This window comes from Streptomyces sp. NPDC058773, assembly GCF_042746015.1.
GTDB lineage: Bacteria > Actinomycetota > Actinomycetes > Streptomycetales > Streptomycetaceae > Streptomyces.
Genome location: NZ_JBHYPE010000020.1, coordinates 107,479 through 133,469 on the forward strand (window position 1 = coordinate 107,479; position 25,991 = coordinate 133,469).

General features: G+C 71.4%; 14 protein-coding genes, 1 tRNA gene and 1 pseudogene. 5 read left to right on the forward strand and 11 right to left on the reverse strand.

Annotated features, from left to right (window positions below; all coding sequences use genetic code 11):
* The first annotated feature begins 29 nt into the window (after window positions 1-29).
* The 3 genes and pseudogenes from ACFW5B_RS19385 to ACFW5B_RS19395 form a co-directional block, all read left to right on the forward strand.
* A complete protein-coding gene (locus tag ACFW5B_RS19385; protein WP_386440584.1) occupies window positions 30-4,805 on the forward strand; it encodes a DEAD/DEAH box helicase in 4,776 nt (1,591 codons plus the stop codon).
* 105 nt (window positions 4,806-4,910) lie between these two features.
* Window positions 4,911-5,720 (forward strand): Fpg/Nei family DNA glycosylase, encoded by an 810-nt coding sequence (locus ACFW5B_RS19390; protein WP_386440586.1) that lies wholly within the window; start codon window positions 4,911-4,913, stop codon window positions 5,718-5,720.
* Window positions 5,721-5,950: 230 nt separating this feature from the next.
* Window positions 5,951-6,085 (forward strand): annotated as a pseudogene (locus ACFW5B_RS19395) (SDR family oxidoreductase); the annotation flags it as partial.
* 462 nt (window positions 6,086-6,547) lie between these two features.
* Here the strand turns inward: ACFW5B_RS19395 and ACFW5B_RS19400 are convergent.
* The 9 genes from ACFW5B_RS19400 to ACFW5B_RS19440 form a co-directional block, all read right to left on the reverse strand.
* Entirely contained in the window at window positions 6,548-7,018 is a 471-nt protein-coding gene (locus ACFW5B_RS19400) for a Dps family protein (protein ID WP_386440589.1), read from the reverse strand.
* Between the two features lie 192 nt (window positions 7,019-7,210).
* Window positions 7,211-7,594, reverse strand: a complete 384-nt coding sequence (locus ACFW5B_RS19405) for a helix-turn-helix domain-containing protein (protein WP_018092941.1) — start codon at window positions 7,592-7,594, stop codon at window positions 7,211-7,213.
* 94 nt (window positions 7,595-7,688) lie between these two features.
* Window positions 7,689-8,225, reverse strand: a complete 537-nt coding sequence (locus ACFW5B_RS19410; RefSeq protein ID WP_386440593.1) for a CinA family protein — start codon at window positions 8,223-8,225, stop codon at window positions 7,689-7,691.
* Complete coding sequence (gene pgsA / locus ACFW5B_RS19415) at window positions 8,222-8,872, reverse strand: CDP-diacylglycerol--glycerol-3-phosphate 3-phosphatidyltransferase (protein WP_386440596.1); 651 nt, start codon at window positions 8,870-8,872, stop codon at window positions 8,222-8,224. The genes ACFW5B_RS19410 and pgsA overlap by 4 nt, the downstream gene beginning before the upstream one ends.
* Window positions 8,869-10,380, reverse strand: a complete 1,512-nt coding sequence (gene rimO, locus ACFW5B_RS19420) for a 30S ribosomal protein S12 methylthiotransferase RimO (RefSeq protein ID WP_386440600.1) — start codon at window positions 10,378-10,380, stop codon at window positions 8,869-8,871. Before rimO ends, pgsA begins: the two co-directional genes overlap by 4 nt.
* A gap of 103 nt (window positions 10,381-10,483) precedes the next feature.
* On the reverse strand, window positions 10,484-11,287 hold the full coding sequence (locus ACFW5B_RS19425; RefSeq protein WP_386440603.1) for a helix-turn-helix domain-containing protein: 804 nt from the start codon (window positions 11,285-11,287) through the stop codon (window positions 10,484-10,486).
* 233 nt (window positions 11,288-11,520) lie between these two features.
* Window positions 11,521-14,292, reverse strand: a complete 2,772-nt coding sequence (locus ACFW5B_RS19430) for a DNA translocase FtsK (protein WP_386440606.1) — start codon at window positions 14,290-14,292, stop codon at window positions 11,521-11,523.
* Window positions 14,293-14,384: 92 nt separating this feature from the next.
* A complete protein-coding gene (locus tag ACFW5B_RS19435) occupies window positions 14,385-15,044 on the reverse strand; it encodes a two-component system response regulator (RefSeq protein ID WP_042159926.1) in 660 nt (219 codons plus the stop codon).
* Between the two features lie 255 nt (window positions 15,045-15,299).
* Entirely contained in the window at window positions 15,300-20,825 is a 5,526-nt protein-coding gene (locus ACFW5B_RS19440) for a HAMP domain-containing protein (protein ID WP_386440610.1), read from the reverse strand.
* A 302-nt stretch (window positions 20,826-21,127) separates the two neighbouring features.
* Between ACFW5B_RS19440 and ACFW5B_RS19445 the strand changes: the two genes are divergently transcribed.
* On the forward strand, window positions 21,128-23,761 hold the full coding sequence (locus tag ACFW5B_RS19445) for a SpoIIE family protein phosphatase (protein ID WP_386440631.1): 2,634 nt from the start codon (window positions 21,128-21,130) through the stop codon (window positions 23,759-23,761).
* Between the two features lie 144 nt (window positions 23,762-23,905).
* The gene (locus ACFW5B_RS19450) at window positions 23,906-24,949 is read left to right on the forward strand and encodes a YncE family protein (protein ID WP_386440613.1); all 1,044 of its coding nucleotides are present in this window, start codon (window positions 23,906-23,908) and stop codon (window positions 24,947-24,949) included.
* Between the two features lie 68 nt (window positions 24,950-25,017).
* Here ACFW5B_RS19450 and ACFW5B_RS19455 read toward each other — a convergent pair.
* Both ACFW5B_RS19455 and ACFW5B_RS19460 read right to left on the reverse strand, forming a co-directional pair.
* Window positions 25,018-25,093 (reverse strand) — tRNA-Thr (locus tag ACFW5B_RS19455).
* A 64-nt stretch (window positions 25,094-25,157) separates the two neighbouring features.
* Window positions 25,158-25,835 carry a DegT/DnrJ/EryC1/StrS family aminotransferase gene (locus ACFW5B_RS19460; protein ID WP_386440616.1) on the reverse strand — a complete coding sequence of 226 codons (678 nt, stop codon included), beginning with the start codon at window positions 25,833-25,835 and terminating at the stop codon, window positions 25,158-25,160.
* Window positions 25,836-25,991 lie beyond the last annotated feature (156 nt).

The window sequence follows — 25,991 nt, forward strand, 5'->3', positions numbered from 1 at the left end:
TGTCAGTGGTCCGGTGCACGATGGGGGACATGGCGAAGGCAGCGCTCGACTCGTTCTCCCCCGCGACCCGCGGCTGGTTCGCCGGTGCGTTCAGCGCGCCGACGGCCGCGCAGGAGGGTGCCTGGCGGGCGATCGGCGCCGGCTCCGATGTCCTCGTGGTGGCGCCGACGGGTTCCGGCAAGACGCTCGCCGCCTTCCTGGCGTCGCTGGACGCGCTGGCGAGCGCTCCCCCGCCCGCCGAGCCGAAGAAGCGCTGCCGGGTGCTGTACGTCTCCCCGCTGAAGGCGCTGGCCGTCGATGTCGAGCGCAATCTGCGCAGTCCGCTGACGGGCATCCGCCAGGAGTCGGTCCGCCTCGGGCTGCCGGAGCCGGACGTCACGGTCGGCATCCGCTCCGGGGACACCCCGCCCGCCGAGCGCCGGGCGCTCGCCAACCGCCCGCCGGACATCCTGATCACGACCCCCGAGTCCCTGTTCCTGATGCTGACCTCCTCGGCCCGGGAGGCGCTGGCAGGTGTCGAGACGGTGATCGTGGACGAGGTCCATGCCGTGGCCGGCACGAAGCGCGGCGCGCATCTGGCGCTGTCCCTGGAGCGGCTGGACGAGCTGCTGGACCGCCCGGCCCGGCGGATCGGGCTGTCGGCGACGGTCCGTCCGGTGGAGGAGGTGGCCCGCTATCTGTCGCCGCGGCGCCGGGTGGAGATCGTCCAGCCGCTGTCCGGGAAGCGCTTCGACCTCTCGGTGGTCGTCCCGGTGGAGGACATGGGCGAGCTGGGCGGCTCGCCCGTCCAGGAGGGCGAGACCGGGGAGAAGCCGTCCATCTGGCCGCAGGTCGAGGAGAAGATCGCCGACCTCGTCCAGGCCCATCGCTCCACGATCGTCTTCGCCAACTCCCGCCGGCTGGCGGAGCGGCTGTGCAACCGCCTCAACGAGATCGCCTACGAACGCCGGACCGGTGAGGCGCTGCCCGAGCACCACTCCCCCGCTGAGCTGATGGCCGAGGCCGGTGCGGCCAAGGGCGCGCCGGCGCTGCTGGCCCGCGCCCACCACGGCTCCGTCTCCAAGGAGCAACGCGCCCAGGTGGAGGAGGACTTGAAGGCGGGCCGGCTGCCGGCCGTGGTCGCCACCTCCAGTCTGGAGCTGGGCATCGACATGGGCGCGGTCGATCTGGTCGTCCAGGTGGAGTCGCCGCCGTCGGTCGCGTCAGGGTTGCAGCGCGTCGGGCGGGCCGGGCATCAGGTCGGCGCGGTCTCGACCGGCATCGTCTTCCCCAAGTACCGCGGCGATCTGGTGCAGGCCGCCGTGGTCACCGAGCGGATGCGGACCGGCGCCATCGAGGCGCTGCGGGTGCCGGCCAATCCGCTGGACGTCCTCGCCCAGCAGCTCGTCGCCATGGCCGCGATGGACACCTGGGACATCGAGGAGCTGCTGTCCCTGGTCCGGCGGGCCGCCCCGTTCGCCGCCCTGCCCGAGTCGGCGTTCACGGCCGTACTGGACATGCTGGCCGGCCGCTATCCCTCCGATGCGTTCGCCGAGCTGCGGCCGCGTCTGGTGTGGGACCGCGTCGCGCACACCGTCACGGGCCGCCCGGGGGCCCAGCGGCTGGCCGTCACCTCCGGCGGCACGATCCCCGACCGCGGCCTGTTCGGGGTGTTCCTGGCGGGTGGCGACTCCGGCAAGGGTGGCGGCGGGCGACGGGTGGGAGAGCTCGACGAGGAGATGGTCTACGAGTCCCGCGTCGGCGATGTCTTCACGCTCGGCACGACGTCCTGGCGCATCGAGGACATCACCCGCGACCGGGTGCTGGTCACCCCCGCCCCCGGGGTGCCGGGGCGGCTGCCGTTCTGGAAGGGCGACCAGCTGGGCCGCCCCCTGGAACTGGGCCGTGCGCTCGGAGCGTTCCTCCGCGAGATCGGCTCGCTCGCGGAGGAGGACGCCGCAGCCCGGCTGTCCGCGGCCGGGCTGGACGACTGGGCGGTGTCCAACGTGCTGAGCTATCTCGCCGAGCAGAAGCAGGCCTGCGGCCATGTCCCCGATGACCGCACGATCGTCGTGGAGCGGTTCCGCGACGAGCTCGGCGACTGGCGGGTGGTCATCCACTCCCCGTTCGGCGCGCAGGTCCACGCCCCGTGGGCACTGGCCCTCGGTGCCCGCCTCGCGGAGCGCCACGGCCTGGACGCCCAGGTGATGCATGCCGACGACGGCATCGTGCTGCGGCTGCCCGACGCCGATCTGATGGGCCTCGATCTCCTCGACGGCGACAGCGGCTTCGACCCGTCCGCCGGCCCGCTCGCCCGCGGCGCCGAGTACGACCCCGAGCAGTCCCCCGTGGGGGCCGCCGATGTCGCCTTCGAGCAGGGCGAGGTCGACCAGCTCGTCACGGACCAGGTCGGCGGCTCGGCGCTGTTCGCCTCCCGGTTCCGGGAGTGCGCCGCCCGGGCCCTGCTGCTGCCGCGGCGCAGCCCCGGCAAGCGCACCCCGCTGTGGCAGCAGCGCCAGCGGGCCGCCCAGCTCCTCCAGGTGGCAAGCGAGTTCGGCTCCTTCCCGATCGTGCTGGAAGCCGTCCGCGAATGCCTCCAGGACGTCTTCGACGTCCCGGGCCTGACGGAGCTGATGGGGGACATCGAGGCCCGCCGGGTCCGCCTCGTGGAGGTCACCACCCCCGAGCCGTCCCCGTTCGCCCGCTCCCTGCTCTTCGGCTATGTCGCCCAGTTCCTGTACGAGGGCGACTCCCCGCTCGCCGAGCGCCGCGCCGCGGCGCTCTCCCTGGACTCCCGGCTGCTCGCCGAGCTGCTCGGCCAGGCGGAGCTGCGCGAGCTGCTGGACGCCGAGGTGCTGGCCGAGCTGGAGCGGGAGCTGCAGTGGCGTACGGACGACCGGCGGGTCAAGGACGTCGAGGGCGTCGCCGACGTCCTGCGGCTGCTGGGGCCGCTGACCGACGCCGAGCTGGCCGAGCGCGGCGCGGACCCGGCCTGGCCCCGGGAGCTGGCCGCCGCCCGCCGCGCCCTCTGCCTGCGGATCGCCGGCGCCGACCACTGGGCCGCTGTCGAGGACGCCGGCCGGCTCCGGGACGCGCTGGGCACGGCGCTGCCGGTCGGTGTCCCGGAGTCGTTCACCGAACCGGTCAAGGACCCGCTCGGCGATCTGCTGTCCCGTTATGCCCGCACCCACGGCCCGTTCACCTCCGAGCAGGCCGCCGCCCGCTTCGGCCTCGGCACCGCCGTCACCGACGGCGCGCTGCAGCGCCTCGCCGCCGCCGGGCGGGTGGTCCAGGGCGAGTTCCATCCCGCAGGCATCGGCCAGGAGTGGTGTGACGCCCAGGTGCTGCGCCGGCTGCGCCGCCGCTCCCTCGCCGCGCTGCGCGAGGAGCTGGAGCCGGTACCGCCCGCCGCGCTCGCCGCCTTCCTCCCCCAGTGGCAGCACGTCGGCGCACCCCGCCCGGCAACCGCCGGCGGTACCCCCGCCGCGCCCGGCGGCGCCTCGCACGGACTGCGCGGCATCGACGGCCTGGTGCGCGCCGTCGAGCAGCTCCAGGGCGCTCCGGTGCCCGCCTCCGCCCTGGAGAAGCTGGTGCTGCCGTCCCGCGTCGGCGGCTACTCCCCCGCCCTGCTGGACGAACTCACCGCCACCGGCGAGGTGTTGTGGGCCGGCGCCGGTGCGCTCCCCGGCAAGGACGGCTGGCTCTCGCTCCATCTCGCCGACTCCGCCCCGCTGCTGCTCCCGCCGCCGCTCCCGCTGGAAATGACCGCGCTGCACGAGTCGTTGCTGACCGCTCTCGCCCCCGGATACGGCCTGTTCTTCCGCCAGCTCGCCGACCAGGTCCGCGCCACCACCCACCCGGACGCCACCGATCCGCAACTGGCCGACGCGCTCTGGGAGCTGGCCTGGTCGGGCCGGCTGACCAATGACACCCTCGCCCCGCTGCGCGCCCTCCTCGGCTCGGGCCGTACGGCGGGATCGACCGCCCATCGCGCCCGCCGCGCCGTGCCCCGGGGCCGGTACGGCTCCCTGACCGCGGCGGCGGGAGGGCGCGGCGGCCGGCCCACCGCCTCCCGCTCCGGTCCGCCGACGGTGGGCGGCCGCTGGTCGCTGCTGCCCGCCGCCGAGCCGGACCCCACCCACCGCGCCCATGCCCTGGCCCGCGCCCTCCTGGACCGGCACGGCATCGTCACCCGAGGCGCGGTCGCCGCCGAGGGTGTCGAGGGCGGGTTCTCCGCCGCGTACCGGGTGCTGGCCGCCTTCGAGGAGTCCGGTCAGGCGCGCCGCGGCTATGTGGTGGAGGGGCTGGGCGCCGCCCAGTTCGCGATGGACGGCGCGGTGGACCGGCTGCGCGCGGTCAGCACCCGGCGGGAGCGCACGGCCGAGGACGCGCTGCCGGACGGCGGCCCGGCCTCTTCCCGGCGCGACGGGCCGCAACGCGCCGTCGTCCTGGCCGCCGCCGACCCCGCCAACGCCTACGGCGCCGCCCTCCCCTGGCCCGAGCCGCCCGAGGGGTCGACCCACAAGCCGGGCCGCAAGGCGGGCTCCCTGGTCGTCCTCGTCGACGGCGAGCTGACGCTCTACATGGAGCGCGGCGGCAAGACCCTGCTCATGTGGCCGCTGGGCCCCGGGCCGGACCGGGCTGCCACGGACCCCCGCCTCCGGCTCGCCGTCGAGGCGCTCACCGATGCCGCCCGCGCCGGCGCCGTGGGCACCCTCACCACCGAACGCATCAACGGCACCGCGGCCCTCACCTCCCCCTTCGCCGTCACCCTGGAGACCGCCGGTTTCCACCCGACCCCCCGGGGACTGCGCCTGCGCGGCTGACGCCGGGCCGTCACGCCCGCCCCACCCGACCTCGGCGCCCCGCGCCGAGGGCTCCCGGCTCCCGGCTCCCGGCTCCCGGCTCCCGGCTCCCGGCATGATGGGGGCATGCCCGAAGGTGACACGGTCTGGCGCCTGGCCCAGCGGCTCCACGAGGCGCTGACCACCGGCCCGCTGACCCGCTGCGATCTGCGCGTCCCCCAGCTGGCCACGGTGGACCTGACCGGCCGCGAGGTATTGGACGTCACCCCGCGCGGCAAGCACCTCCTCACCCGCTTCGAGGGCGGACTCACCCTCCACTCCCATCTGCGGATGGACGGCGCATGGCAGATCTACGCCCCGGCCGAGCGCTGGCACGGCGGCCCCGCCCACCAGATCAGGGCGGTCCTCGGCACCGCGGACCACACCGCCGTCGGCTACCGCCTTCCCGTGCTCGATCTGCTGCGCACCGCCGACGAGTCCCGGGTCGTCGGCCACCTGGGCCCCGATCTCCTCGGCCCGGACTGGGACCCCGCCGAAGCCCTGCGCCGCCTGCTCGCCACCCCGGAGCGCCCGCTCGGCGAGGCCCTGCTCGACCAGCGCAATCTCGCCGGAATCGGCAATGTCTACAAATCCGAGCTGTGCTTCCTGCTGCGTGCCTCGCCCTGGCTCCCCCTGGGCGCACTCCCCCGGCCGGAGCGCGTGCCGACGCTCGCCAAGAAGCTCCTGGAGGCCAACAAGCGGCGCCCCGCCCGGGTCACCACGTCCAGCGCCCGCCCCGACCGACGACTGTGGGTCTACGGCCGGGCCGGCCGCCCCTGCCTGCGCTGCGGCACCGCGGTCCGCTCCGCCGACCAGGACCCCACCGCCGAGGACCGCGTGACCTACTGGTGCCCCATCTGCCAGCCGGCCCCACCGGGCAGCCGCCCCGCGGGCTGACGCGGCTACCTCCCGCAGCCCGATTGACGGTCCGTCAGGCCCCTGCCTGCCCTCACACCAGGCCTCTCCCGGCGTACGACCTCACGGGCCGCACCGCGCGTCACCGGCGCGGCTGGGGTCACCTCCCACGCCCTTCGGGCAGCGTGGGAGGCATCGGCCGCGCCATCGCCACCCCCCTCGCCGCGGCCGGCACCACCGTCCACTGCGGGCAGGCGGAGGGGCCGACGATCCGGATGTCACCGCTGGGGAGGGCGGGAGAGCCGGAGGACGTCGCCCACACCGTGCTGCATCTGGTGCCGGACGCCTCGTCCTTCATGACCGGCCAGATCCTCCGCCCGCACGGCGGCGTCGCCATGCCCTGGTGAGCGCCCCCGGGCCCGCCGCCCGATGCTCCCGGACCCGCCGGGCCGCCCGCTCCAGCGCCCGCCGACAGGCTCCGTCACTCCGGTCCGTCCGCGGAACGCAGTGCACCGGCAGCAGGCTGAGCCCCCAGCCGCCCAGCACGACGGCTCCTTCGATCACCCCCGCCGACTGCGGCCACACCACCAGCCGGACCGCGGCCCACCACCACAGCCCCCCGACGACGACTCCGGATATCCAGCGCCCCGGTACGGTGCGCGGGCGCCGTCCGGCCGGACCGCGACCCGCGACGTCACGCCACCCCATGGCTGCCTCCTCCGGCCGACGCTAGACGGGTCCCGCCGCCGGGCGGGAGGGCGCACCGGGGCTTTTCCGGCGCGCGGGCGGTCCCACAAGCCCCGGAAGGGGCCCCGAAGCCGCTGCTCCCGGACGGCGCACCCAGGGGCCGGAGCCTCAGCGCACCACCGTCACTGGGCCTCGGCCTGGAACATCCAGTGGTGCTTCTCCAAGTCGGCGGTCAGCCCGATGAGGATGTCCTGGCTGACCGGGTCCGGGTCCGCGGTGGCGATGATCCGCTCCCGCATCCGGCCGATGACCGCGCCCAGCGCGTCCACCATCGCCCGCACCACATCGCCGTCCTTGATCCAGCCGTCCTGGACCTCGCCGATGCCACTGGTCTTGGCCACGGTCGCCGCCCGCCCGTCCGGGGACACCCCGATCGCCGCCGCCCGCTCGGCCACCGTGTCGGCGTGCTGCCGTCCGCTGGCGACCACCTCGTCGAGCTGGAGATGTACGGAGCGGAAGCGTGCGCCGATGACGTTCCAGTGCACCTGCTTCGCGACGAGGGAGAGATCCACCAGGTCGACGAGCGCTCCCTGCAGGGCGTTGCCGACGATGGCGCGGTCCGCGTCGGACAGTGTGCTCTTGACTACAGACATCCAGATACTCCTGTTCGGGCGATTTATCCGATTTAGCCATCGTACAAATGAATCGCCCGTTCCGAGCTGCCCGAACGGTCCGCCCGAGCACCCACCGGCGGCCCGGCAGGCCGCGCACCCGCCCCGCGCGGGCAGCACGAAGCCCCGGCAGGCCGCTGCCCGCCGGGGCTTCGATGCGTACGAACAGGGGTGTCAGGCCGCGACGACATCCACGACGTCTGCCGGGGACTTGATGGTCACACGGTCCTCGGGCACACCGGCCAGGGACGTGACGGACACCGAATTGAGCTTCGGCCGTACCGGTGCGGGCACCGGGTCGCTCGCGGCCGCGGACGCTGCCAGCTCGGCGAGTGCCAGCTCGTCGCTGACCTCCCGCATGAGCTCGGACATGCGCACGTCCAGCGCGTCACAGATCGACGAGAGCAGCTCGGAGGAAGCCTCCTTCTGCCCCCTCTCCACCTCGGACAAATAGCCGAGCGATACCCGGGCGGAGGAAGAGACCTCGCGCAGGGTTCGGCCCTGGCGCTGACGCTGTCGGCGCAGCACGTCACCCAGCAGGCGACGAAGCAGAATCATCGCTGGCTCCCTCCTCGGACCTCGGATCCGGATCCTTCTCGCCCCACCGTACCGCCTCGGGCGGTACCAGTGCCGGGCGCAAGTACGTGTTCACTCAGGGCTGCAAACATCCATTCCCCCCGTGTTGTTCCGTATCCTGTGCCCGCGTATTTTCTGTCAGTTCGCTCAACAACAGTGCGAGCACGGCGCGAATGGTGTCCTGGCGGATCCGGTCGCGATCCCCCGCCAGCGACAGCCGGCGCACCGATCCGGCACCGTCCGGCCCCTGGACCGCCACGAAAACGGTCCCCACCGGATGCCCGTCCTGCGGATCGGGACCGGCCACCCCCGTGGTCGCCAGGCCCCAGTCGGCGCCCAGCACCCGCCGCGCGCCGTTCGCCATCTGCCGGACGACCTCGCCGTCCACGGCTCCGCGCGCGGCCAGCAGGGCGCCGTCCACCCCCAGCACATCCCGTTTGACCTCGGTCGCATACGCGGTGACCGAGCCCCGGACGACCCGCGAGGCCCCCGGGACGGCGGTCAGCGCGCCCGCCACCAGTCCCCCGGTCAGCGATTCGGCCACGGCCAGGCTCTGGCCCCGTCCGGCGAGCAGCTCCAGTGCCCCGGCGGCGGCCGAACCCGGCCCGCTCACCGGGCCGCGTCCTGCTCGGCGCGCGCCGCCCGCTCCCGGGCCAGCCCGGCCCGGCGCAGCATCACGGCCTGCCGGACGTAGTCGAGTCCGGTGGCGACGGTCAGCACCACCGCCACGGCCATCACCCACCAGCGGAAGGTGGCCAGCGGACCGGTCAGCACGAGGACGTACATCCCGACCGCGGTGCCCTGCGCCAATGTCTTGATTTTGCCGCCACGACTGGCCGGAATGACACCGTGCTTGATCACCCAGAACCGCATCAGCGTGATGCCGAGCTCCCGGAAGAGGATCACGCCGGTCACCCACCAGGGCAGATCACCCAGCACCGACAGACAGATCAACGCAGCACCCATGATCGCCTTGTCCGCGATCGGGTCGGCGATCTTGCCGAAGTCGGTGACCAGGTTGTACGCCCGCGCCAGATGTCCGTCGAACACGTCGGTGATCATGGCGACGGCGAACGCGGCCCAGGCGAAGACGCGCCAGACCGGATCCTTACCGTCGTCGTGCATCAGCAGCAGCACGAAGGCCGGGACCAGCACCAGCCGCAGCATCGTCAGGACGTTGGCGATGTTCCACAGCCCGGCCTGCCGGACGACCGGCGCCGTGCGCGGCCCACCAGCTGCGGATGCCGGGACTCCGGTCATCTGCCCGCCTCCTCGGTACACCCCGTGCCCTCCACCGACAGCACCTCAGCGATGAGGTCCACGCCCTCGCTCGCGACCACCTTTGCTTCGACCATACGACCGGGCTCCAGTTCCCGGCCGGTCGACAGCAGGGTGACGCCGTCGGTCTCCGGAGCCTGGTGCGCGGCCCGCCCGACGACCCCCTCCTCGTCGTCGGTCCGGTCGACCAGCACCCGCACCGTCTCGCCGATCCGCTCCTCGGCGCGCTGCGCGGTCAGCTCCTCGGCCAGCCGCGACACCCGCGCCAGCCGCTCCGCGACCACGTCCGGGTCGACCTTCTCCTCGTACGAGGCGGCCTCGGTGCCGTCCTCGTCGGAGTAGCCGAAGACGCCGATGGCGTCGAGCCGGGCCTCGGTGATGAAGCGCTCCAGCTCCTCAAGGTCGCTCTCGCTCTCGCCGGGGAAGCCGACGATGAAGTTGGAGCGGGCACCGGCCTGCGGCGCCTTGGTACGAATCGTCTCCAGCAGCGCCAGGAAACTGTCGGTGCCGCCGAAGCGCCGCATCGCCCGCAGCACACCGGGCGCCGAGTGCTGGAAGGACAGATCGAAGTAGGGCGCCACCTTGTCGGTGCCGGTCAGCACGTCGATCAGACCGGGGCGCATCTCCGCGGGCTGGAGGTAACTGACCCGGATCCGCTCGATGCCGTCGACGGCCGCCAGCTCCGGCAGCAGCGTCTCCAGCAGGCGGATGTCGCCGAGGTCCTTGCCGTAGGAAGTGTTGTTCTCGGAGACCAGCATGATCTCCTTGACGCCCTGCCCGGCCAGCCAGCGGGTCTCCCCGAGGACGTCCGAGGGGCGGCGGGAGATGAACGAGCCGCGGAAGGACGGGATCGCGCAGAACGAGCAGCGGCGGTCGCAGCCGGAGGCCAGCTTCACCGAGGCGACGGGGCTTGCGTCCAGGCGGCGGCGCAGCGGCGCACGCGGTCCGGAGGCGGGCGCGATGCCCTCCGGCAGATCCTCGGGCGGACCCGCCGGGGGAGCCGGCTCGTCGGAGCCGGTCTGGGCGTGGCCGGGCAGCGCGACCGCGGCGGCGTCCTGGCGTTCGGCCGGGCTGATCGGCAGCAGCTTGCGGCGGTCGCGCGGCGCGTGCGCCTCGACGTTTCCGCCGCTCAGGATGGTCTGCAGCCGGCCGGAGATGTCGCTGTAGTCGTCGAACCCGAGCACCCCGTCGGCCTCGGGCAGCGCTTCGGCGAGCTCCTTGCCGTAGCGCTCGGCCATGCAGCCGACGGCCACCACGGCCTGGGTTCTGCCGTGATCCTTCAGATCGTTGGCTTCCAGCAGGGCATCGACGGAGTCCTTCTTGGCGGCCTCGACGAAACCACAGGTGTTGACGACGGCGACATCGGCATCGGCAGCTTCCTCGACGAGCTCCCAGCCGTCCGCTGCCAGGCGGCCTGCGAGCTCCTCCGAGTCCACCTCGTTACGGGCGCAGCCAAGGGTGACAAGGGCGACGGTACGGCGTTCGGGCATAGGGCTCAGCCTACTTTGTCCCGACCACCCCCTTGGCGCGCAGGTCTCCGCCGCCGCTCCCGGTCCCCGGGGCCTGGCGGCGGACGCCCGCCGGGAAGGGCGATCAGCCCGCCTGGGGGTCCCCCGGCGTGTAGCTGAGCCGCTCCACGGTGCCCTTCTCGCCGACCTGCTTGACCTCCTTGCCGTTGACGTACAGCTGCACGGCTCCGGCGTTACCGAGGACCAGGTCGATCCGCTTCTTGTCGGTGATGGTCTTGGACTCGCCCTGCTTGAGCAGACCGTCCTCCAGGAGCTTGCCGCTCGCGTCCTTGGCGGAGATCCAGCTCTGGCCGTCGCGGGCGGTCACCTTGATCGTGACCTTGTCCTTGGGCAGCCCGGCGACCGCGCTTTCGGAGGGGTCGGGCTTGACGGGCGGCTTGATCGTGGAGGGGTGGCGGGTCGGCGCCGGCGCCTTCGCATGGGCGTCACCGGCCGCGACCGGGCCGCCGTCGCTCTTGTCGCCGCCCGTGAAGAACGTGAAGCCCGCGAAGCCGGCCACGGCGACGATCGCCGCGACCATCGCCGCGGTCCAGTTGGGGCGGCGCGGCTCGGAGCGGATGCGTTCGGCCTCGTAGAGCGGCGCGGCGGGGGTCGGCTCGGGCCGGCCGCCGTGCTCGGCGTCGAACTGGTCGATCAGGGGTCGGGGATCGAGCGATACGGCGCGCGCGAGCGCCCGGATGTGCCCCCGGGCGTAGACGTCGCCCCCACAGCGGGAGAAGTCGTCCTGCTCGATCGCCTGCACGATGGGGATACGCACCCGTGTCGTCGTACTGACCTCTTCGACGGTCAGTCCCGCTCCGATACGGGCCTTCTGGAGGGCAGCACCGACGGAAGGCCGGTCTGCTTCGGGGGAGTTGCCGATGGACACGGGGGCGCCTTTCGAGCGTGTAGCCACCTGCTGGAAGTTCAGTCTAGGGGTGGAGCGAAAGGGTCGGGCAAGCGGGAGAGCGGACTTTGTACGCCATCGGAACGCCGTCGGCGATGCCCCGGGGTTCGATGGTCTCGATGGTGAAGCATCGTTCCCTCATCTCCCTCAACTTGACGTATCGGCAGGAGAAACGGTTGCCTTCTTCTGTCGTTCGGATGGCCCGGATGTCTGTGCTACTCCGTAGCCTCCCCCCGGATCACCGCCAGCACTCCGTCCAGCTCGTCAGGCTTCACAAGAACGTCACGAGCCTTTGACCCCTCGCTCGGCCCGACGACATTCCGCGACTCCATCAGGTCCATCAGCCGCCCGGCCTTGGCGAAGCCCACCCGCAGCTTGCGCTGGAGCATCGACGTCGACCCGAACTGGGTGGAAACCACCAGCTCAGCGGCCTGACACAGCAGATCGAGGTCGTCGCCGATCTCCTCGTCGATCTCCTTCTTCTGCTTGCTGCCCACCGTGACGTCGTCGCGGAAGACGGGCGCCATCTGGTCCTTGCAGTGCTGGACGACCGCCGCGACCTCCGCCTCGGTCACGAACGCGCCCTGCATCCGCACCGGCTTGTTGGCCCCCATCGGCAGGAACAGCCCGTCGCCCTTGCCGATCAGCTTCTCGGCGCCCGGCTGGTCCAGGATGACCCGGCTGTCGGCGAGCGAGGAGGTGGCGAACGCGAGCCGGGAGGGCACATTGGCCTTGATCAGGCCGGTGACCACATCGACGGACGGGCGCTGGGTGGCGAGCACCAGGTGGATGCCGGCCGCGCGGGCGAGCTGGGTGATGCGGACGATCGCGTCCTCCACGTCCCGCGGCGCGACCATCATCAGGTCCGCCAGCTCGTCCACGATCACCAGCAGGTACGGGTACGGCGCCAGCTCCCGCTCGCTGCCCTCGGGCGGGCTGACCTTGCCGCTGCGCACCGCCTCGTTGAAGTCGTCGATGTGCCGGAAGCCGTAGGCCGCCAGGTCGTCGTAGCGCAGATCCATCTCGCGCACCACCCACTGCAGCGCCTCGGCGGCCCGCTTGGGGTTGGTGATGATCGGCGTGATCAGGTGCGGGATGCCCTCGTACGCGGTCAGCTCGACCCGCTTGGGGTCGACCAGCACCATCCGGACGTCCTCCGGCGTGGCCCGCACCATGACCGAGGTGATCAGACAGTTGATGCAGGAGGACTTGCCGGAGCCGGTGGCGCCGGCCACGAGCACATGCGGCATCTTCGTCAGGTTGGCCATGACGTAGCCGCCCTCGACGTCCTTGCCGAGCGCCACCAGCATCGGGTGCTCGTCGCCCGCGGAGTCGGCCAGCCGCAGCACATCGCCGAGGTTGACCATCTCCCGGTCGGTGTTGGGGATCTCGATGCCGACCGCGGACTTACCGGGGATCGGGCTGATGATGCGGACGTCGGGGCTGGCCACCGCATAGGCGATGTTCTTGGCCAGCGCGGTGATCTTCTCGACCTTGACGGCCGGGCCGAGCTCGACCTCATAGCGGGTGACCGTCGGGCCGCGGGTGAAGCCGGTGACCGCGGCATCGACCTTGAACTCCTGGAAGACCGTGGTCAGCGCGGTCACTATGGCGTCGTTCGCGGCGCTGCGGGTCTTGCCGGGGCCGCCCCGCGAGAGCAGCTCCAGCGAGGGCAGCGAGTAGGTGATGTCGCCGGACAGCTGGAGCTGCTCGGCACGCGCCGGCAGGTCGCCGGAGGGCTCCGGCGGGGCCTTGGTGAAGTCCGGCACGGCGGAGGTGCGCTCGGACGCGGACGGCTCCGGCTCGGCGCCGCGGGCGGCCGGCACCGAACCGCTCTCCCCCGCGGTGTCCTCGCCGTCGCGGCCCCGGCGCTCCCCGGAGATGCTGCTGCTGAGGCCGGCCACGAGCGGTGAGGGCTGGACGCCGTGCAGCACCGCACCGTCCAGCGCGGCGGCGGCCGCGGCGGCGACATCCACCGCGTCCATCGGCCGGTCCTGGTCGGGCTGTGCGGAGCCCCGGCGCGGCCGGCGCCGCTTGGCCAGGGCCGCCTCCTCTATGGCGTCCGGGTCGTTCGCGGCCGGTGCGGCGGCGCTGCGGCGCGGCCTGCGGGCGGGCTGCTCGCGCCACTCCTCCGCGTAGTCCTCGACCTCGTAGTGGTCCGCCTCGTCCGGCACCGGGTGCACCACGCCGAGCCGGATGCCGAGCGCCCGCAGCCGCTGCGGGATGGCGTTCACCGGCGTCGCGGTGACCACCAGCAGCCCGAAGACGGTCAGCAGCGCCAGCAGCGCGACGGCCAGGGTCTGCCCGACGGTGAAGATCAGCGGCTTGGACGCGACCCATCCGAGGTAGCCGCCGGCGTCCTGTATGGCGGCGAGTCCCTCGTTCCGCCCCGGTGAGCCGCAGGCCATCGCGACCTGTCCGAGGACTCCGACGACCAGCGCGGACAGCCCGATCACGATCCGGCCGTTGGCCTCCGGCTTCTCGGGGTGCCGGATGAGGCGTACGGCGATGCCGGCCAGCAGTATCGGTACGACCAGATCGAGCCGCCCGAACGCGCCGGTCACCAGCAGCTCGACGAGATCGCCGACCGGCCCGCTGAGGTTGGACCAGGTGCCGCCCGCGATCACCAGGGCCAGTCCGAGCAACAGCAACGCCAGCCCGTCCTTGCGGTGCGCCGGATCGAGGTTCTTCGCCCCGCGGCCGACCCCGCGGAACATCGCGCCGATACCGTGCGCGAGCCCCAGCCAGCAGGCACGGGCGAGGCGGTAGACACCGCCGGTGGGTGACGGCGCCGGTTTGGGGGCGGCCTTCTTGGCGGGGGCCCGCTTGGCCGGTGCCTTCTTCGCGGCCGCGGTTTTCTTGGCCGGTGGCTTCGCGGGGGCTTTCTTCGCGGCGGTCTTCTTGGCGGCGCCCGCGGTCCGTCCGGCGCGCTGCTTCGAGGGGCCCGCCGTGCTCTGGGTTCCCTTGCCGGACGTACGTGAGGCCATGGCGACGAGATTACAGGCGAAAGCAGGCATGACACGAGCGCACGGCGCTTCACCCGAACGTGTCGCGCGCCCGTCTCATGAAGGGGCGTCAGTCACCCCGCAACGCTGCCCGAACCCGGCTCCAGGGCGTCCAGCGCCCGGCGCAGTCCGGTCAGTTTGCGCTCCAGATGCGCCGCCGTGGCGACCGCCGCCGCGTCCGCGGTCTCGTCCAGCTGCTTGGACAGCGCCTCGGCCTGCTCCTCGACCGCGGCCAGCCGCGCGGAGAGCTCGGCGAGCAGCCCCGCGGACTCCCGCGCCTCATCGGCGCTCGGCCGGCCGCCCTCCAGCTGGAGCCTCAGCAGGGAGGCCTGCTCCCGCAGTTGGCAGTTCTTCATGTACAGCTCGACGAACACCGAGACCTTGGCGCGCAGCACCCACGGGTCGAACGGCTTGGAGATGTAGTCCACCGCGCCGGCCGCGTACCCGCGGAAGGTGTGATGCGGGCCGTGATTGATCGCCGTGAGGAAGATGATCGGGATGTCGCGGGTCCGCTCGCGCCGCTTGATGTGCGCGGCGGTCTCGAACCCGTCCATGCCCGGCATCTGCACATCGAGCAGAATCACCGCGAAATCGTCCGTGAGCAGTGCTTTGAGCGCTTCCTCCCCGGACGATGCCCGCACCAGTGTCTGATCGAGCGCAGAGAGGATCGCCTCCAGCGCCAGCAGATTCTCCGGCCGGTCATCGACCAGGAGGATCTTGGCCTTCTGCACCATGGCCCGTCCTCCTCGCCCCGGCATCGAACCGGACGCCGCCCCAGGGGACGACTCCGTCACGCCGCCCGTCCTTGTGCCGGTCATGGTAGCTGCACCCCGCCTGTCGCCACACCCTGTCACCGCGATGTCACTGTGCACGAAGCAGAAACGCAGACAGGGACCAGAAGGTTCCCCGTATCCCACGCTTCCACACGTCCGCGGCAACACTGAGTCAGCACGCGATGATCCCCTTTCGCCTCCATACTGGACGCTCCGTCACTCCGCCCGCATCCATTGCTCCATGACCGACAACAGATGATCGGTATCCACCGGCTTGGTCACGTAGTCGGAGGCTCCGGAGTCGATGCTCTTCTCCCGGTCGCCCTTCATGGCCTTCGCGGTCAGCGCGATGATGGGCAGCCCGGCGAACTGCGGCATCCGGCGGATCGCCGCCGTGGTCGCGTACCCGTCCATCTCCGGCATCATGATGTCCATCAGGACCAGCACGATGTCGTCGTGCTGCTCCAGCACCTCGATGCCCTCGCGCCCGTTCTCCGCGTACAGCACCGACAGCCCGTGCTGCTCCAGGACGCTGGTGAGTGCGAAGACGTTGCGGATGTCGTCATCGACGATCAGCACCTTCTCACCGTGGAAGCCGCCCTCGAAGGCCGGGTCCACCAGATCCTGGCCGTTGCCGAGCCAGGGCTCCTCAGCGGGCTGCGGCGGGGCCTGCGGCGCCGGAGCCTGCTGCGGGGGCGCCGGCGGTGTCTGCGGGGCCGGCGCGGACGGCTGCCGCCCGGAGAGCTCGAAGCGCCTCGGGGTCCCCGAAATCGCCCGGCGGCGGCGCCGGTTGAGGCTGCCCCCGGAGCCCTGCTCGTGCTCCTGCTGCTCCTCGGCCTCCTGCTGCCCGGCCTCCGTCTCGCGCGCCTCCGCGTCCATCGCGAGCCCGCCGGCCACCAGCTGCGGGTAGCCCTGCGGCGGCAGCCCGCCCGGGTTGTGCGGCAGGTAGAGCGTGAAGGTGGAGCCGCGGTTGGGCTCGCTCGCGGCATGGATCTCGCCGCCCAACAGCCGGGCGATCTCCCGGCTGATGGACAGACCCAGACCGGTACCGCCGTACTTGCGGCTGGTCGTGCCGTCCGCCTGCTTGAACGCCTCGAAGATGACCCGCATCTTGCTGGACGCGATGCCGATTCCGGTGTCGGTCACCGAGAAGGCGATCATGTCCGCGTCCGGGTCACGCAGCGAACCGTGTTCCAGCAGCTGCTCCCTGATGGCCACCGGGACGTCCGCACCGGCCGGCCGGATCACCAGCTCGACGGCGCCGCTGTCGGTGAACTTCACCGCGTTGGACAGCAGATTGCGCAGCACCTGCAGCAGCCGCTGCTCGTCGGTGTGCAGCGTCGCCGGCAGCTCCGGGGAGACCCGCACCGAGAAGTCGAGACCCTTCTCCGCCGTCAGCGGCCGGAACGTCGCCTCCACGTAGTCGACGAGCTGGACCAGCGCGATCCGCGTCGGGCTGACGTCCATCTTTCCGGCCTCGACCTTGGACAGGTCGAGAATGTCGTTGATCAGCTGGAGCAGGTCGGAACCGGCGCCATGGATGGTTTCGGCGAATTCGACCTGCTTCGGGGAGAGATTCCCCTCGGCGTTATCGGCCAGCAATTTGGCCAGAATCAGCAGGGAGTTGAGCGGTGTGCGCAGCTCGTGCGACATGTTCGCCAGGAACTCCGACTTGTAGCGCATCGAGACCGCGAGCTGCTCGGCGCGCTCCTCCAGGACCTGCCGCGCCTCCTCGATCTCGGTGTTCTTCACCTCGATGTCGCGGTTCTGCGCGCGCAGTTGCTCGGCCTTCTCCTCCAGCTCGGAGTTGGACAGCTCCAGCGCCTTCTGCCGGCTCTCCAGCTCGGCCGACCGCTCCTTGAGCTGCTCGGTCAGCTCCTGCGACTGCTTGAGCAGCACCTCGGTCTTGGTGTTCACCGAGATGGTGTTGACGCTGGTCGCGATCATCTCGGCGATCTGGCTGAGGAAGTCCCGCTGGATCTGGGTGAACGGCTGGAAGGACGCCAGCTCGATGACGCCGAGCACCTTGTCCTCGAACAGCACCGGCAGCACGATCACATTCGCCGGCGGCGCCTCGCCCAGCCCGGAGGCGATCTTGAGATAGCCGGACGGGACGTTCTCCACGAGAATCGTGCGCCCCTCCTCCGCGGCCGTGCCGATCAGCGTCTCGCCCGGTTTGAAGGTCGTCGGCATCCCGCCCATGGAGTAGCCGTACGAGCCCATCAGCCGCAGCTCGTACGCACCGGCCTCGCCGCCGTCCGCGCCGATCTCCTGGCTGTCGGGCTGCGCCGCGAGGAAGAACGCGCCGTGCTGTGCGGAGACCGCGGGCGACAGCTCGCTCATGATGAGCGTGGCGACGTCCTTGAGGTCGCGGCGGCCCTGCATCAGACCGGAGATCCGGGCCAGGTTGCCCTTGAGCCAGTCCTGTTCCTCGTTGGCGAGCGTGGTCTCCCGGAGCGTGGAGATCATGGTGTTGACGTTGTCCTGGAGCTCCAGGATCTCGCCGGCCGCATCGACGTCGATACGGACGTTGTGGTCGCCGAGGGTGACCGCCGCGGCGACCGCGGCGATGGCCCGCACCTGACGGGTCAGGTTCCCGGCCATCTCGTTCACCGACTCGGTCAGGTCCCGCCAGGTGCCGGCCACCCCGCGCACCTGCGCCTGACCGCCCAGCTGGCCTTCCGTACCCACCTCGCGGGCCACCCTGGTGACCTGCTCGGCGAAGGACGACAGCTGATCGACCATGGTGTTGATGGTGGTCTTCAGCGCGAGGATCTCGCCGCGCGCATCGATGTCGATCTTCTTGGTCAGATCACCCTTGGCGATGGCGGTGGTGACCATGGCGATGTTGCGGACCTGACCGGTGAGGTTGTTGGCCATCGAGTTCACGGACTCGGTGAGGTCCTTCCACGTACCGGCGACGCCGGGGACGCGGGCCTGGCCGCCCAGGATGCCGTCGGTGCCCACCTCACGGGCCACCCGCGTGACCTCGTCGGCGAACGACGAAAGCGTGGTGACCATCGTGTTGACCGTGTCGGCGAGCTGCGCGACCTCGCCGCGCGCCTCGACCGTGACCTTCTTGGTCAGGTCTCCGTTGGCGACGGCCGCCGAGACCTGGGAGATGTTGCGCACCTGGATGGTCAGGTTGTTGGCCATCAGGTTCACGTTGTCGCTGAGGTCCAGCCAGATTCCGGTGGCACCCGGCACCCGTGCCTGGCCGCCCAACTGGCCCTCGGTGCCCACCTCTCGGGCCACCCGGGTCACCTGCTCGGCGAACGACGACAGCTGGTCGACCATCGTGTTGACGGTCGTGACCAGTTCGAGGATCTCGCCCTTGGCGTCGACGGTGATCTTCTTCGAGAGGTCACCGCGAGCCACCGCGGTCGTCACCTCGGCGATGTTGCGCACCTGCGAGGTCAGGTTGTTCGCCATGAAGTTGACGGACTGGGTGAGGTCCTTCCACGTACCGCTGACGCCCTGCACCTCGGCCTGGCCACCCAGGATGCCCTCGGTGCCCACCTCGCGGGCGACCCGGGTGACCTGCTCCGCGAACGAGGAGAGCTGGTCGACCATCGTGTTCAGGGTGTTCTTCAGCTCCAGGATCTCGCCCCGGGCGTCCACGTCGATCTTCTGCGACAGGTCACCGCGCGCGACCGCCGTGGCGACCTGCGCGATGTTGCGGACCTGGGCCGTCAGGTTGCCGGCCATGCCGTTCACGGAGTCGGTCAGATCGCGCCAGACGCCCGCGACACCGGGCACCTGCGCCTGGCCGCCCAGCCGCCCGTCCGTACCGACCTCCCGGGCGACCCGGGTGACCTGCTCGGCGAAGGCGGAGAGCTGGTCGACCATCGTGTTGATGGTGTTCTTCAGCTCCAGGATCTCGCCGCGCGCGTCCACATCGATCTTCTGCGACAGGTCACCACGGGCGACCGCCGTCGTCACCTGCGCGATCTGCCGCACCTGTGAAGTCAGGTTCCCCGCCATGAAGTTGACGGAGTCGGTGAGTTCCTTCCAGGTGCCGCTGACGCCGTCCACCCGGGCCTGGCCGCCCAGCCGGCCCTCGGTGCCCACGTCCCTGGCCATCCGCGTGACCTGGTCGGCGAACGAGGACAGCTGGTCCACCATGGTGTTCACGGTGTTCTTCAGCTGAAGCATCTCGCCGGAGACGTCGACGGTCACCTTCTGCGAGAGGTCACCGTTGGCCACCGCGGTCGTCACCTGCGCGATGTTGCGGACCTGCCCGGTGAGGTTGCGGAAGGCGGTGTTCACGGAGTCCGTGAGGTCCTTCCACGTCCCCGCGGCCCCGGGCACCGCCGCCTGGCCGCCCAGCTCACCCTCGACACCGATCTCCCGCGCAACGCGCGTCACTTCGGCGCCGAACGACGACAGCTGACCCACCATCGTGTTGACGGTGTTCTTCAACTCCAGCATTTCACCGGCCACATCGACGGTGATCGTCTGCGACAGGTCACCGTTGGCGACCGCCGTCGTCACCTGCGCGATGTCCCGCACCTGCGCCGTCAGGTTGCGGAAGGCGGTGTTCACCGAATCGGTGAGGTCCTTCCAGGTGCCGGCGGCGCCCGGCACCTGCGCCTGACCGCCGAGCTGGCCCTCGGCGCCGACCTCGTTCGCCACCCGCGTCACTTCGTCCGCGAAGGTCCGCAGCGTCTCGGTCATCGTGTTGATGGTGTCGGCCAGCTGCGCGACCTCACCGCGTGCACTGACGGTGACCTTCTGCGACAGATCGCCGTTCGCGACGGCGGTGGTGACCTGCGCGATCCCGCGCACCTGCGCGGTGAGGTTGCCGGCCATGAGATTGACCGAATCCGTCAGGTCCTTCCACACCCCGGCGACACCGGGGACCTGCGCCTGACCTCCGAGCTCACCCTCCGTACCGACCTCACGGGCGACCCGCGTCACCTCGGAGGCGAACGAGGAGAGCTGGTCGACCATCGTGTTGACGGTGTTCTTCAGCTCCAGCATCTCGCCGGAGACATGGACGGTCACCTTGCGCGACAGATCACCCTTGGCCACCGCCGTGGTGACGAGAGCAATGTCACGCACCTGGGCCGTCAGCCGGGACGCCATGGTGTTGACGGATTCCGTGAGGTCCTTCCACGAACCCGACATCCCGCGCACCCGCGCCTGGCCGCCGAGCTTGCCCTCCGTACCGACCTCACTGGCCACTCTCGTGACCTCATCGGTAAAGGCGGAGAGCTGATCCACCAGTCCGTTGACGGTCCGGCCGACCTTCAGGAATTCACCCCGCAGAGGGTGCTCCGAAGAGCTGTCCGAACTGCGCGAGCGGAGATCCATCCGCTGTTCCAGGTCGCCCTCGGAGACCGCCGACAGCACCCGCCCCACCTCGGAGACGGGCCGTACGAGGTCGTCGACCAGGGCATTCGAGGCGTCGATCGCCGCGGCCCAGGAGCCCTCGGCGGCGCCGGCCTCCAGCCGCTCCGTGAGCTTTCCCTCACGGCCGACGACCCGGCGCACCCGCGTCAGCTCGCCCGTGAGGTGCAGATTGCGGTCCGCGACCTCGTTGAAGACCGCCGCGATCTCCGACATGACGCCGTCGCCGGAAACCGTGAGCCGTTTGCGGAAGTTCCCGTCCCGCATGGCCACCAACGCGACCAACAGCCGATTCAGCGCAGCCGTATCCACTTCGGTCGTCCCGTTGTTCCGGGATCGTCCGCCTTTCGCGCGCGTGCTTGCGCCCCGCGCCGCTGCGCCAGACTCCACCGTGTCCCTCCCGCAGGGTCGACCGTTCTACCCGGGCTTTCTCTTGATACTTGCCCAGTGTTTCACCATGGCTCAACCAGGCCATAACAGTTCGGCAGCATCGCACACCGTCCCGGTGCACGATTGGGGCGGAAACACACGTGACCGGCATCCTTGGGTGCGGCGAAGGTAAGTAACCTGGCATACGGCTGTCCACCGCCCCGGACCATCGAGCGCGGGCGGGTGGGGCGAGCACAACAGGTATTCGGAGGGGCGCCGCGACCATGGGGGAGCAGATCACCGACACACGCATGAGGAGACCAGTGATCACCGCGCGGGCCGCCGCAACCTTCGAGCCGGTCGGGCGCTCCGTCGCCACTGCCCGTGCGTTCGTCCGCGACACCCTCCAGGGCTGGGGCTGCGCCGACATCGTCGATGACGCCGTCGTCCTCACCAGTGAGCTGGTCACCAACGCCGTGGTGCACGCCGGCACCGCCGCCGATGTGCTGTGTCTGCGCAACGACGGCGGCGTAAGGATCTCCGTCGCCGACCGCTACCCCGAACGGGAGATCCCGCTCCAGAACGCCGGCCAGGTCGTCGTCCACCCCGACCGCGAGGGCGGGCGCGGCCTGCTGCTGTGCGGCGCGCTGGCCGCCCGCTGGGGCGTCGAGTACACCGCCGCGCAAAAACACGTGTGGTTCCAGCTCGACCTCCCCGAGCGCCCGGCAGGCACCCGCTCCGCGGGCCCCGCGCTGCCCGTGGACGCCCTCCCGGTCGCCGACACCCGGGTACGCGTCGCCGTGATCCAGATCGACCGCGGCGGCTGCATCAGCTTCTGGAACGAGGACGCCCAGGACCTCTTCGCCTACGCCCCCGAGCAGGTCATCGGCAAACCACTCACCGACTTCGCCGCCTGGCCGCACACCCCCGGCACCGGCACCGGCATCGCCGAGGCGCTCCAGCTGTCCCGCTGGGAGGGCTCCTACGGCATAAGGGGCGCCGACGGCCGCGTCGTCCCCGTCTACGCCTCCCACCTGCGGGTCCGCGACGCCGACGGCGAGGCCTCCACGGTCTGCCTCCTGGTACGCGACCACGAGCGCGCGATCCTCCAGAGCCCCCAGCGCACCCCCGCCCCGGACGCCGCCTCCCAGAGCGACCGGTCGGAGGGGCGCCCCTCCGACCCGTTCGAGGTCTTCATCGGCTCCCCGGCGCCGGACGACCTCGACGGCCTGCTCCAGCGCACCGTCGAACGCGCCCGCGACATGCTCGACGGCGACGCCGCCTACCTCCTCCTGGCCACCGACGACGAGACCGAGCTGGAGGTCCGCGCCTCCACGGGCCTGCCCTCCGCCCGCCAGCGGTTCGCCCGCGTCCCCGTCGAGGCCGGATCCGGACGCTACGGCTCCGCCCGGATGCCCGCCGTCCACGAGGACCTCACCGCCGTTCCCGGCGCCGTCCCCCTCCTCAGCGGCACCGGCATGCGCTCGGTCGTCACCGTCCCGCTGAAGGTCGAGGGCCGGCTCACCGGCTCCCTCGGCGTCGCCGCGGAGCGCGCGGGACGCTACACCAACGAAGAGGCGCTACGGCTCCAGTTCGCCGCCGACCGCATCGCCCTCGCCGTCGAACGCGCCCGGCTGACCGAGCTGGAGAAGCTGCGCCGCGGCTCCCTCTCCTTCCTCGTCGAGGCCTCCGACCTCCTGGCCGGCACCCTCGACCGCGACCAGACCCTGGCCCTGATGGCGCAGATGACGGTCCCCACCCTCGCCACGTGGTGCGCCGTCTACACCGTCGCCGACCAGACCTCCGAGCCCGAACTCTCCTACGTCCTGCACGAGGACGAGGACCGCATCGACGGCCTCAAAACCCTTCTGCTGAAGGTCGATCCGCCCGAGCCGGTGCCCACCCCCGGCGCCCGTGTGTGGACCGCCCCCGGCGACGCCGCCCACGACGCCGCGCTGCGCACCTCGATGCGCAGCCTGGGCCTCGGCAACTCCGCCCGCCCCTCGACCGGTCCCGGCGCCACCCTCGCCACCGCCTCCGCCGTCGGCGGCGAGACCGTCGTACTCCCGCTCGTCGCCCGCAACCGCGTCATCGGCATGCTCACGCTCGGCAAGCCCACCGAGGAACACTTCCGCCAGGAGATCCTGGAACTCGCCGAGGACCTCTCCCGTCGGGCCGCCCTCGCCCTGGACAACGCCCGCCTCTACTCCGAGCGCACGGCCATCAGTCAGTCCCTCCAGCGCAGCCTGCTGCCCCCGGAACCGCTGCCCGACATCGCCGGCGTCGAGGTCGAGGTCATCTACCGCGCGGCCGGCGAGGGCAACGAGGTCGGCGGCGACTTCTACGACCTCTTCCCGATCCGCGACGGCGCCTACGGCTTCGCCATCGGCGACGTCTGCGGTACGGGCCCGGAGGCCGCCGCCGTCACCGGCCTGGCCCGGCACGCCCTCCGCCTGCTCGCCCGCGAGGGCTTCGGCGGCCCCGCCGTCCTGGAGCGCCTGAACGCCGCCATCCTCGACGAGGGCGCCCGCAGCCGCTTCCTGACGCTCCTTTACGGCGAGCTGTGGCCGCAGGAGGACGGCAGCGCCGTCCTCAAGGTCGTCTGCGCGGGCCATCCCCTGCCGCTCCGGCTGCGCCAGGACGGCTCGGTCGAACCGGCCGCCGAACCCCAGCCGCTGCTCGGCGTCATGGACGACCTGGAGCTCTACGAGCAGACCGTCACCCTCGACCCCGGCGACGTCCTGCTGTGCGTCACCGACGGCGTCACCGAACGCCGCGAGGGCACCCGCATGCTCGGCGACGACGGCCTCACCGACGTCCTGATGACCTGTACGGGGCTGACCGCCGGCGCCGTCGCCGCCCGGGTGCTGCGCGCCGTGGAACGCTTCGCCGCCGAACCCGCCTCCGACGACATGGCCATCCTCGCCATGCGCGTCCCCGAGGTCCCGGCCCGCTGACACCGAGGGCAGCGGCCGATGTGAACCGGATCACAGTCCCTCGGCCGCTGCCCCCGCCGCCACCTGCTTCCTTGCGTACGGCGCAAGTCTCCCTTACCTGCCCTGCACTGGAGTCATCCCCAACGGCCGCCCACGATACGGGCCATGACTTCCACACCTGCCGGCTCGCCCGGCGACCTGCTCGCCGTCGTCAGCCAGACCGGCCCGACCGTCACCTTCTTCGACGCCGCCACCCACGAACGCCTTGAGGTGCTGCCGGTCCCGCCGCAGCCGCACGAACTCTGCTTCGACCCGGACCACCGGCTGCTCTACTGCGCCAGCACCTACCACTCCGGCTTCTACCAAGCCCACGAGGGCCGGGCCCACCACCTCACCGTCATCGACGTCGACACCCGCACCGTCGTCGACATCCTCGACACCGCCCCGGACCACGCCCCGCACGGCCTCGCCCTGGACCGCGCCCGCGGCCGGCTGTACGTCAGCGTCGAGGCCACCGATACCGATCCCGGCGGCGTCGTGGTCCTCGACACCCGCACCCACGCCCGCCTGGGCCGGATCTCCACCAAGGCCCCCGGCCCGCACTGGTTCGCCATCACCCCCGACGGACGGTACGGCTACGCCACCAACAAGGAGGCCCCGTTCGTCTCGGTCGTCGACCTCGACCGCGGGGTGTGCACCGGCCGTATCCCCGTCCCCGGCAGCGAGGGTCTGTCCGTCGCCCCCGATGGCCGTCAGGTCTATGTGGCGGCCCCCAAGGCCGACTTCGGCGCCCCGCCCTCGGCTACGGGCATCAGCGTCATCGACACCGCCACCCAGGGCGTCATCCGCACCCTCCCCACCAAGGGCCAGGTGATGCCGGTCCACGCCACTTCGAACGGCCTGCTCCTGGCAGGCGAACTCCGCCCGGACACCACGCCCGGCGGACCACTCGGCGCCCAACTCCCAGGAGCCCTGACCGTCTTCGACGCCGAAACCCTCACTCCCATCGGTGAGGTCGAGGTCGGCCGGTTTCCCCTGACCATCACCTCCTCCCCCGACGGCCGGCTCGGCTATGTCTCCGGAAACCTCTCCAGCACCGTCACCGTCGTCGACCTCACCACTCTGAGCCCGCTCACCACCCTGGAAGTCGACCGCACCGACATCTCCGGCGCCCACGGCCTGGCCTACATCACGGCCCCGCGCACCTGACGGACAGTGCGGCACCCACGTCCCAACACGACAAAGGCCCCCGCCACTTGGCGGGGGCCTTTGTCCTCTGGAGCCCCAATACGGAATCGAACCGTAGACCTTCTCCTTACCATGGAGACGCTCTGCCGACTGAGCTATTGGGGCGCGGCAACGGAATAGATATTACCCCAACTCAGCGACAGGTTCGAACCACACCCGGCACCACTCGCTAAAAAGCCGGCTGCAGCAATCCGCCCAGCGCATTGCACGCACCGACCATCTTGTGCAACTCCCGCCGCGACATCCCGGCATGCACGGGCAGCGCCAGCGTCTCGTCCACCGCCCGCTCCGTCTCCGGCAGAAAGACGTCCCGCCGCAGCCCCGGCATCCGGTAGACCGGCGCCAGTACGGGCACCCGGCATGCCACATTCTTGGCCCGCAGCGTCCGCGCGAACGCGTCCCGGTCCGGCCGCCCGTTGCCCGGCACCCGCACCACGTACTGCTCATAGGTGTGCCCCGCCGCCGGCGTCGGCGTCCGGACCCCGTTGAGCCTGCCGTCCAGATACGCCGCATGCGTCCGGCGCAGGTCCGCGCCCTCCGGGTCCGCCCCGGGCTCGTCCTCCAGCACGACCAACAGACCGTGCCGCTGGCCCACTTCACGGATCCAGCCGGCGTCCGCCTGCCGCCCGAAACGGTTGACCGCCACGACGGCGGCGGTCTGACTCGTCACCACGTCCGCCACCGCGGCCGGATCGACGCAGTAGCTGTCGCCGTCGATATCGGCGAACACCGGCACCGCGCCCAACTCCACCACGGCCCGGGCCACTTCCGCGCTGCCGAACGCCGGCACCACGACCTCATCACCGGCACGCACACCGGCCGACTTGAGCGTTCCTACTGTCCGCATGAAACGGATCCTGGCCAGCGCAGATGAACTTCGAGTTACGCCCATCACCCGGGGGGCAGAACAAAAAAGCTCCGGTCCCTGAACCAGAAGGTTCAGGGACCGGAGCATAAAATTTGTTCGGCGGCGTCCTACTCTCCCACAGGGTCCCCCCTGCAG

What these genes read in the sequence shown, in the direction of transcription:
- ACFW5B_RS19390 (WP_386440586.1), top strand. Translation starts at nt 4,911, where the DNA reads ATGCCCGAAGGTGACACGGTCTGGCGCCTGGCCCAGCGGCTCCACGAG.
- ACFW5B_RS19405 (WP_018092941.1), bottom strand. Translation starts at nt 7,594, where the DNA reads ATGATTCTGCTTCGTCGCCTGCTGGGTGACGTGCTGCGCCGACAGCGT.
- rimO (WP_386440600.1), bottom strand. Translation starts at nt 10,380, where the DNA reads ATGCCCGAACGCCGTACCGTCGCCCTTGTCACCCTTGGCTGCGCCCGT.
- pgsA (WP_386440596.1), bottom strand. Translation starts at nt 8,872, where the DNA reads ATGACCGGAGTCCCGGCATCCGCAGCTGGTGGGCCGCGCACGGCGCCG.
- ACFW5B_RS19460 (WP_386440616.1), bottom strand. Translation starts at nt 25,835, where the DNA reads ATGCGGACAGTAGGAACGCTCAAGTCGGCCGGTGTGCGTGCCGGTGAT.
- ACFW5B_RS19385 (WP_386440584.1), top strand. Translation starts at nt 30, where the DNA reads ATGGCGAAGGCAGCGCTCGACTCGTTCTCCCCCGCGACCCGCGGCTGG.
- ACFW5B_RS19450 (WP_386440613.1), top strand. Translation starts at nt 23,906, where the DNA reads ATGACTTCCACACCTGCCGGCTCGCCCGGCGACCTGCTCGCCGTCGTC.
- ACFW5B_RS19400 (WP_386440589.1), bottom strand. Translation starts at nt 7,018, where the DNA reads ATGTCTGTAGTCAAGAGCACACTGTCCGACGCGGACCGCGCCATCGTC.
- ACFW5B_RS19435 (WP_042159926.1), bottom strand. Translation starts at nt 15,044, where the DNA reads ATGGTGCAGAAGGCCAAGATCCTCCTGGTCGATGACCGGCCGGAGAAT.
- ACFW5B_RS19430 (WP_386440606.1), bottom strand. Translation starts at nt 14,292, where the DNA reads ATGGCCTCACGTACGTCCGGCAAGGGAACCCAGAGCACGGCGGGCCCC.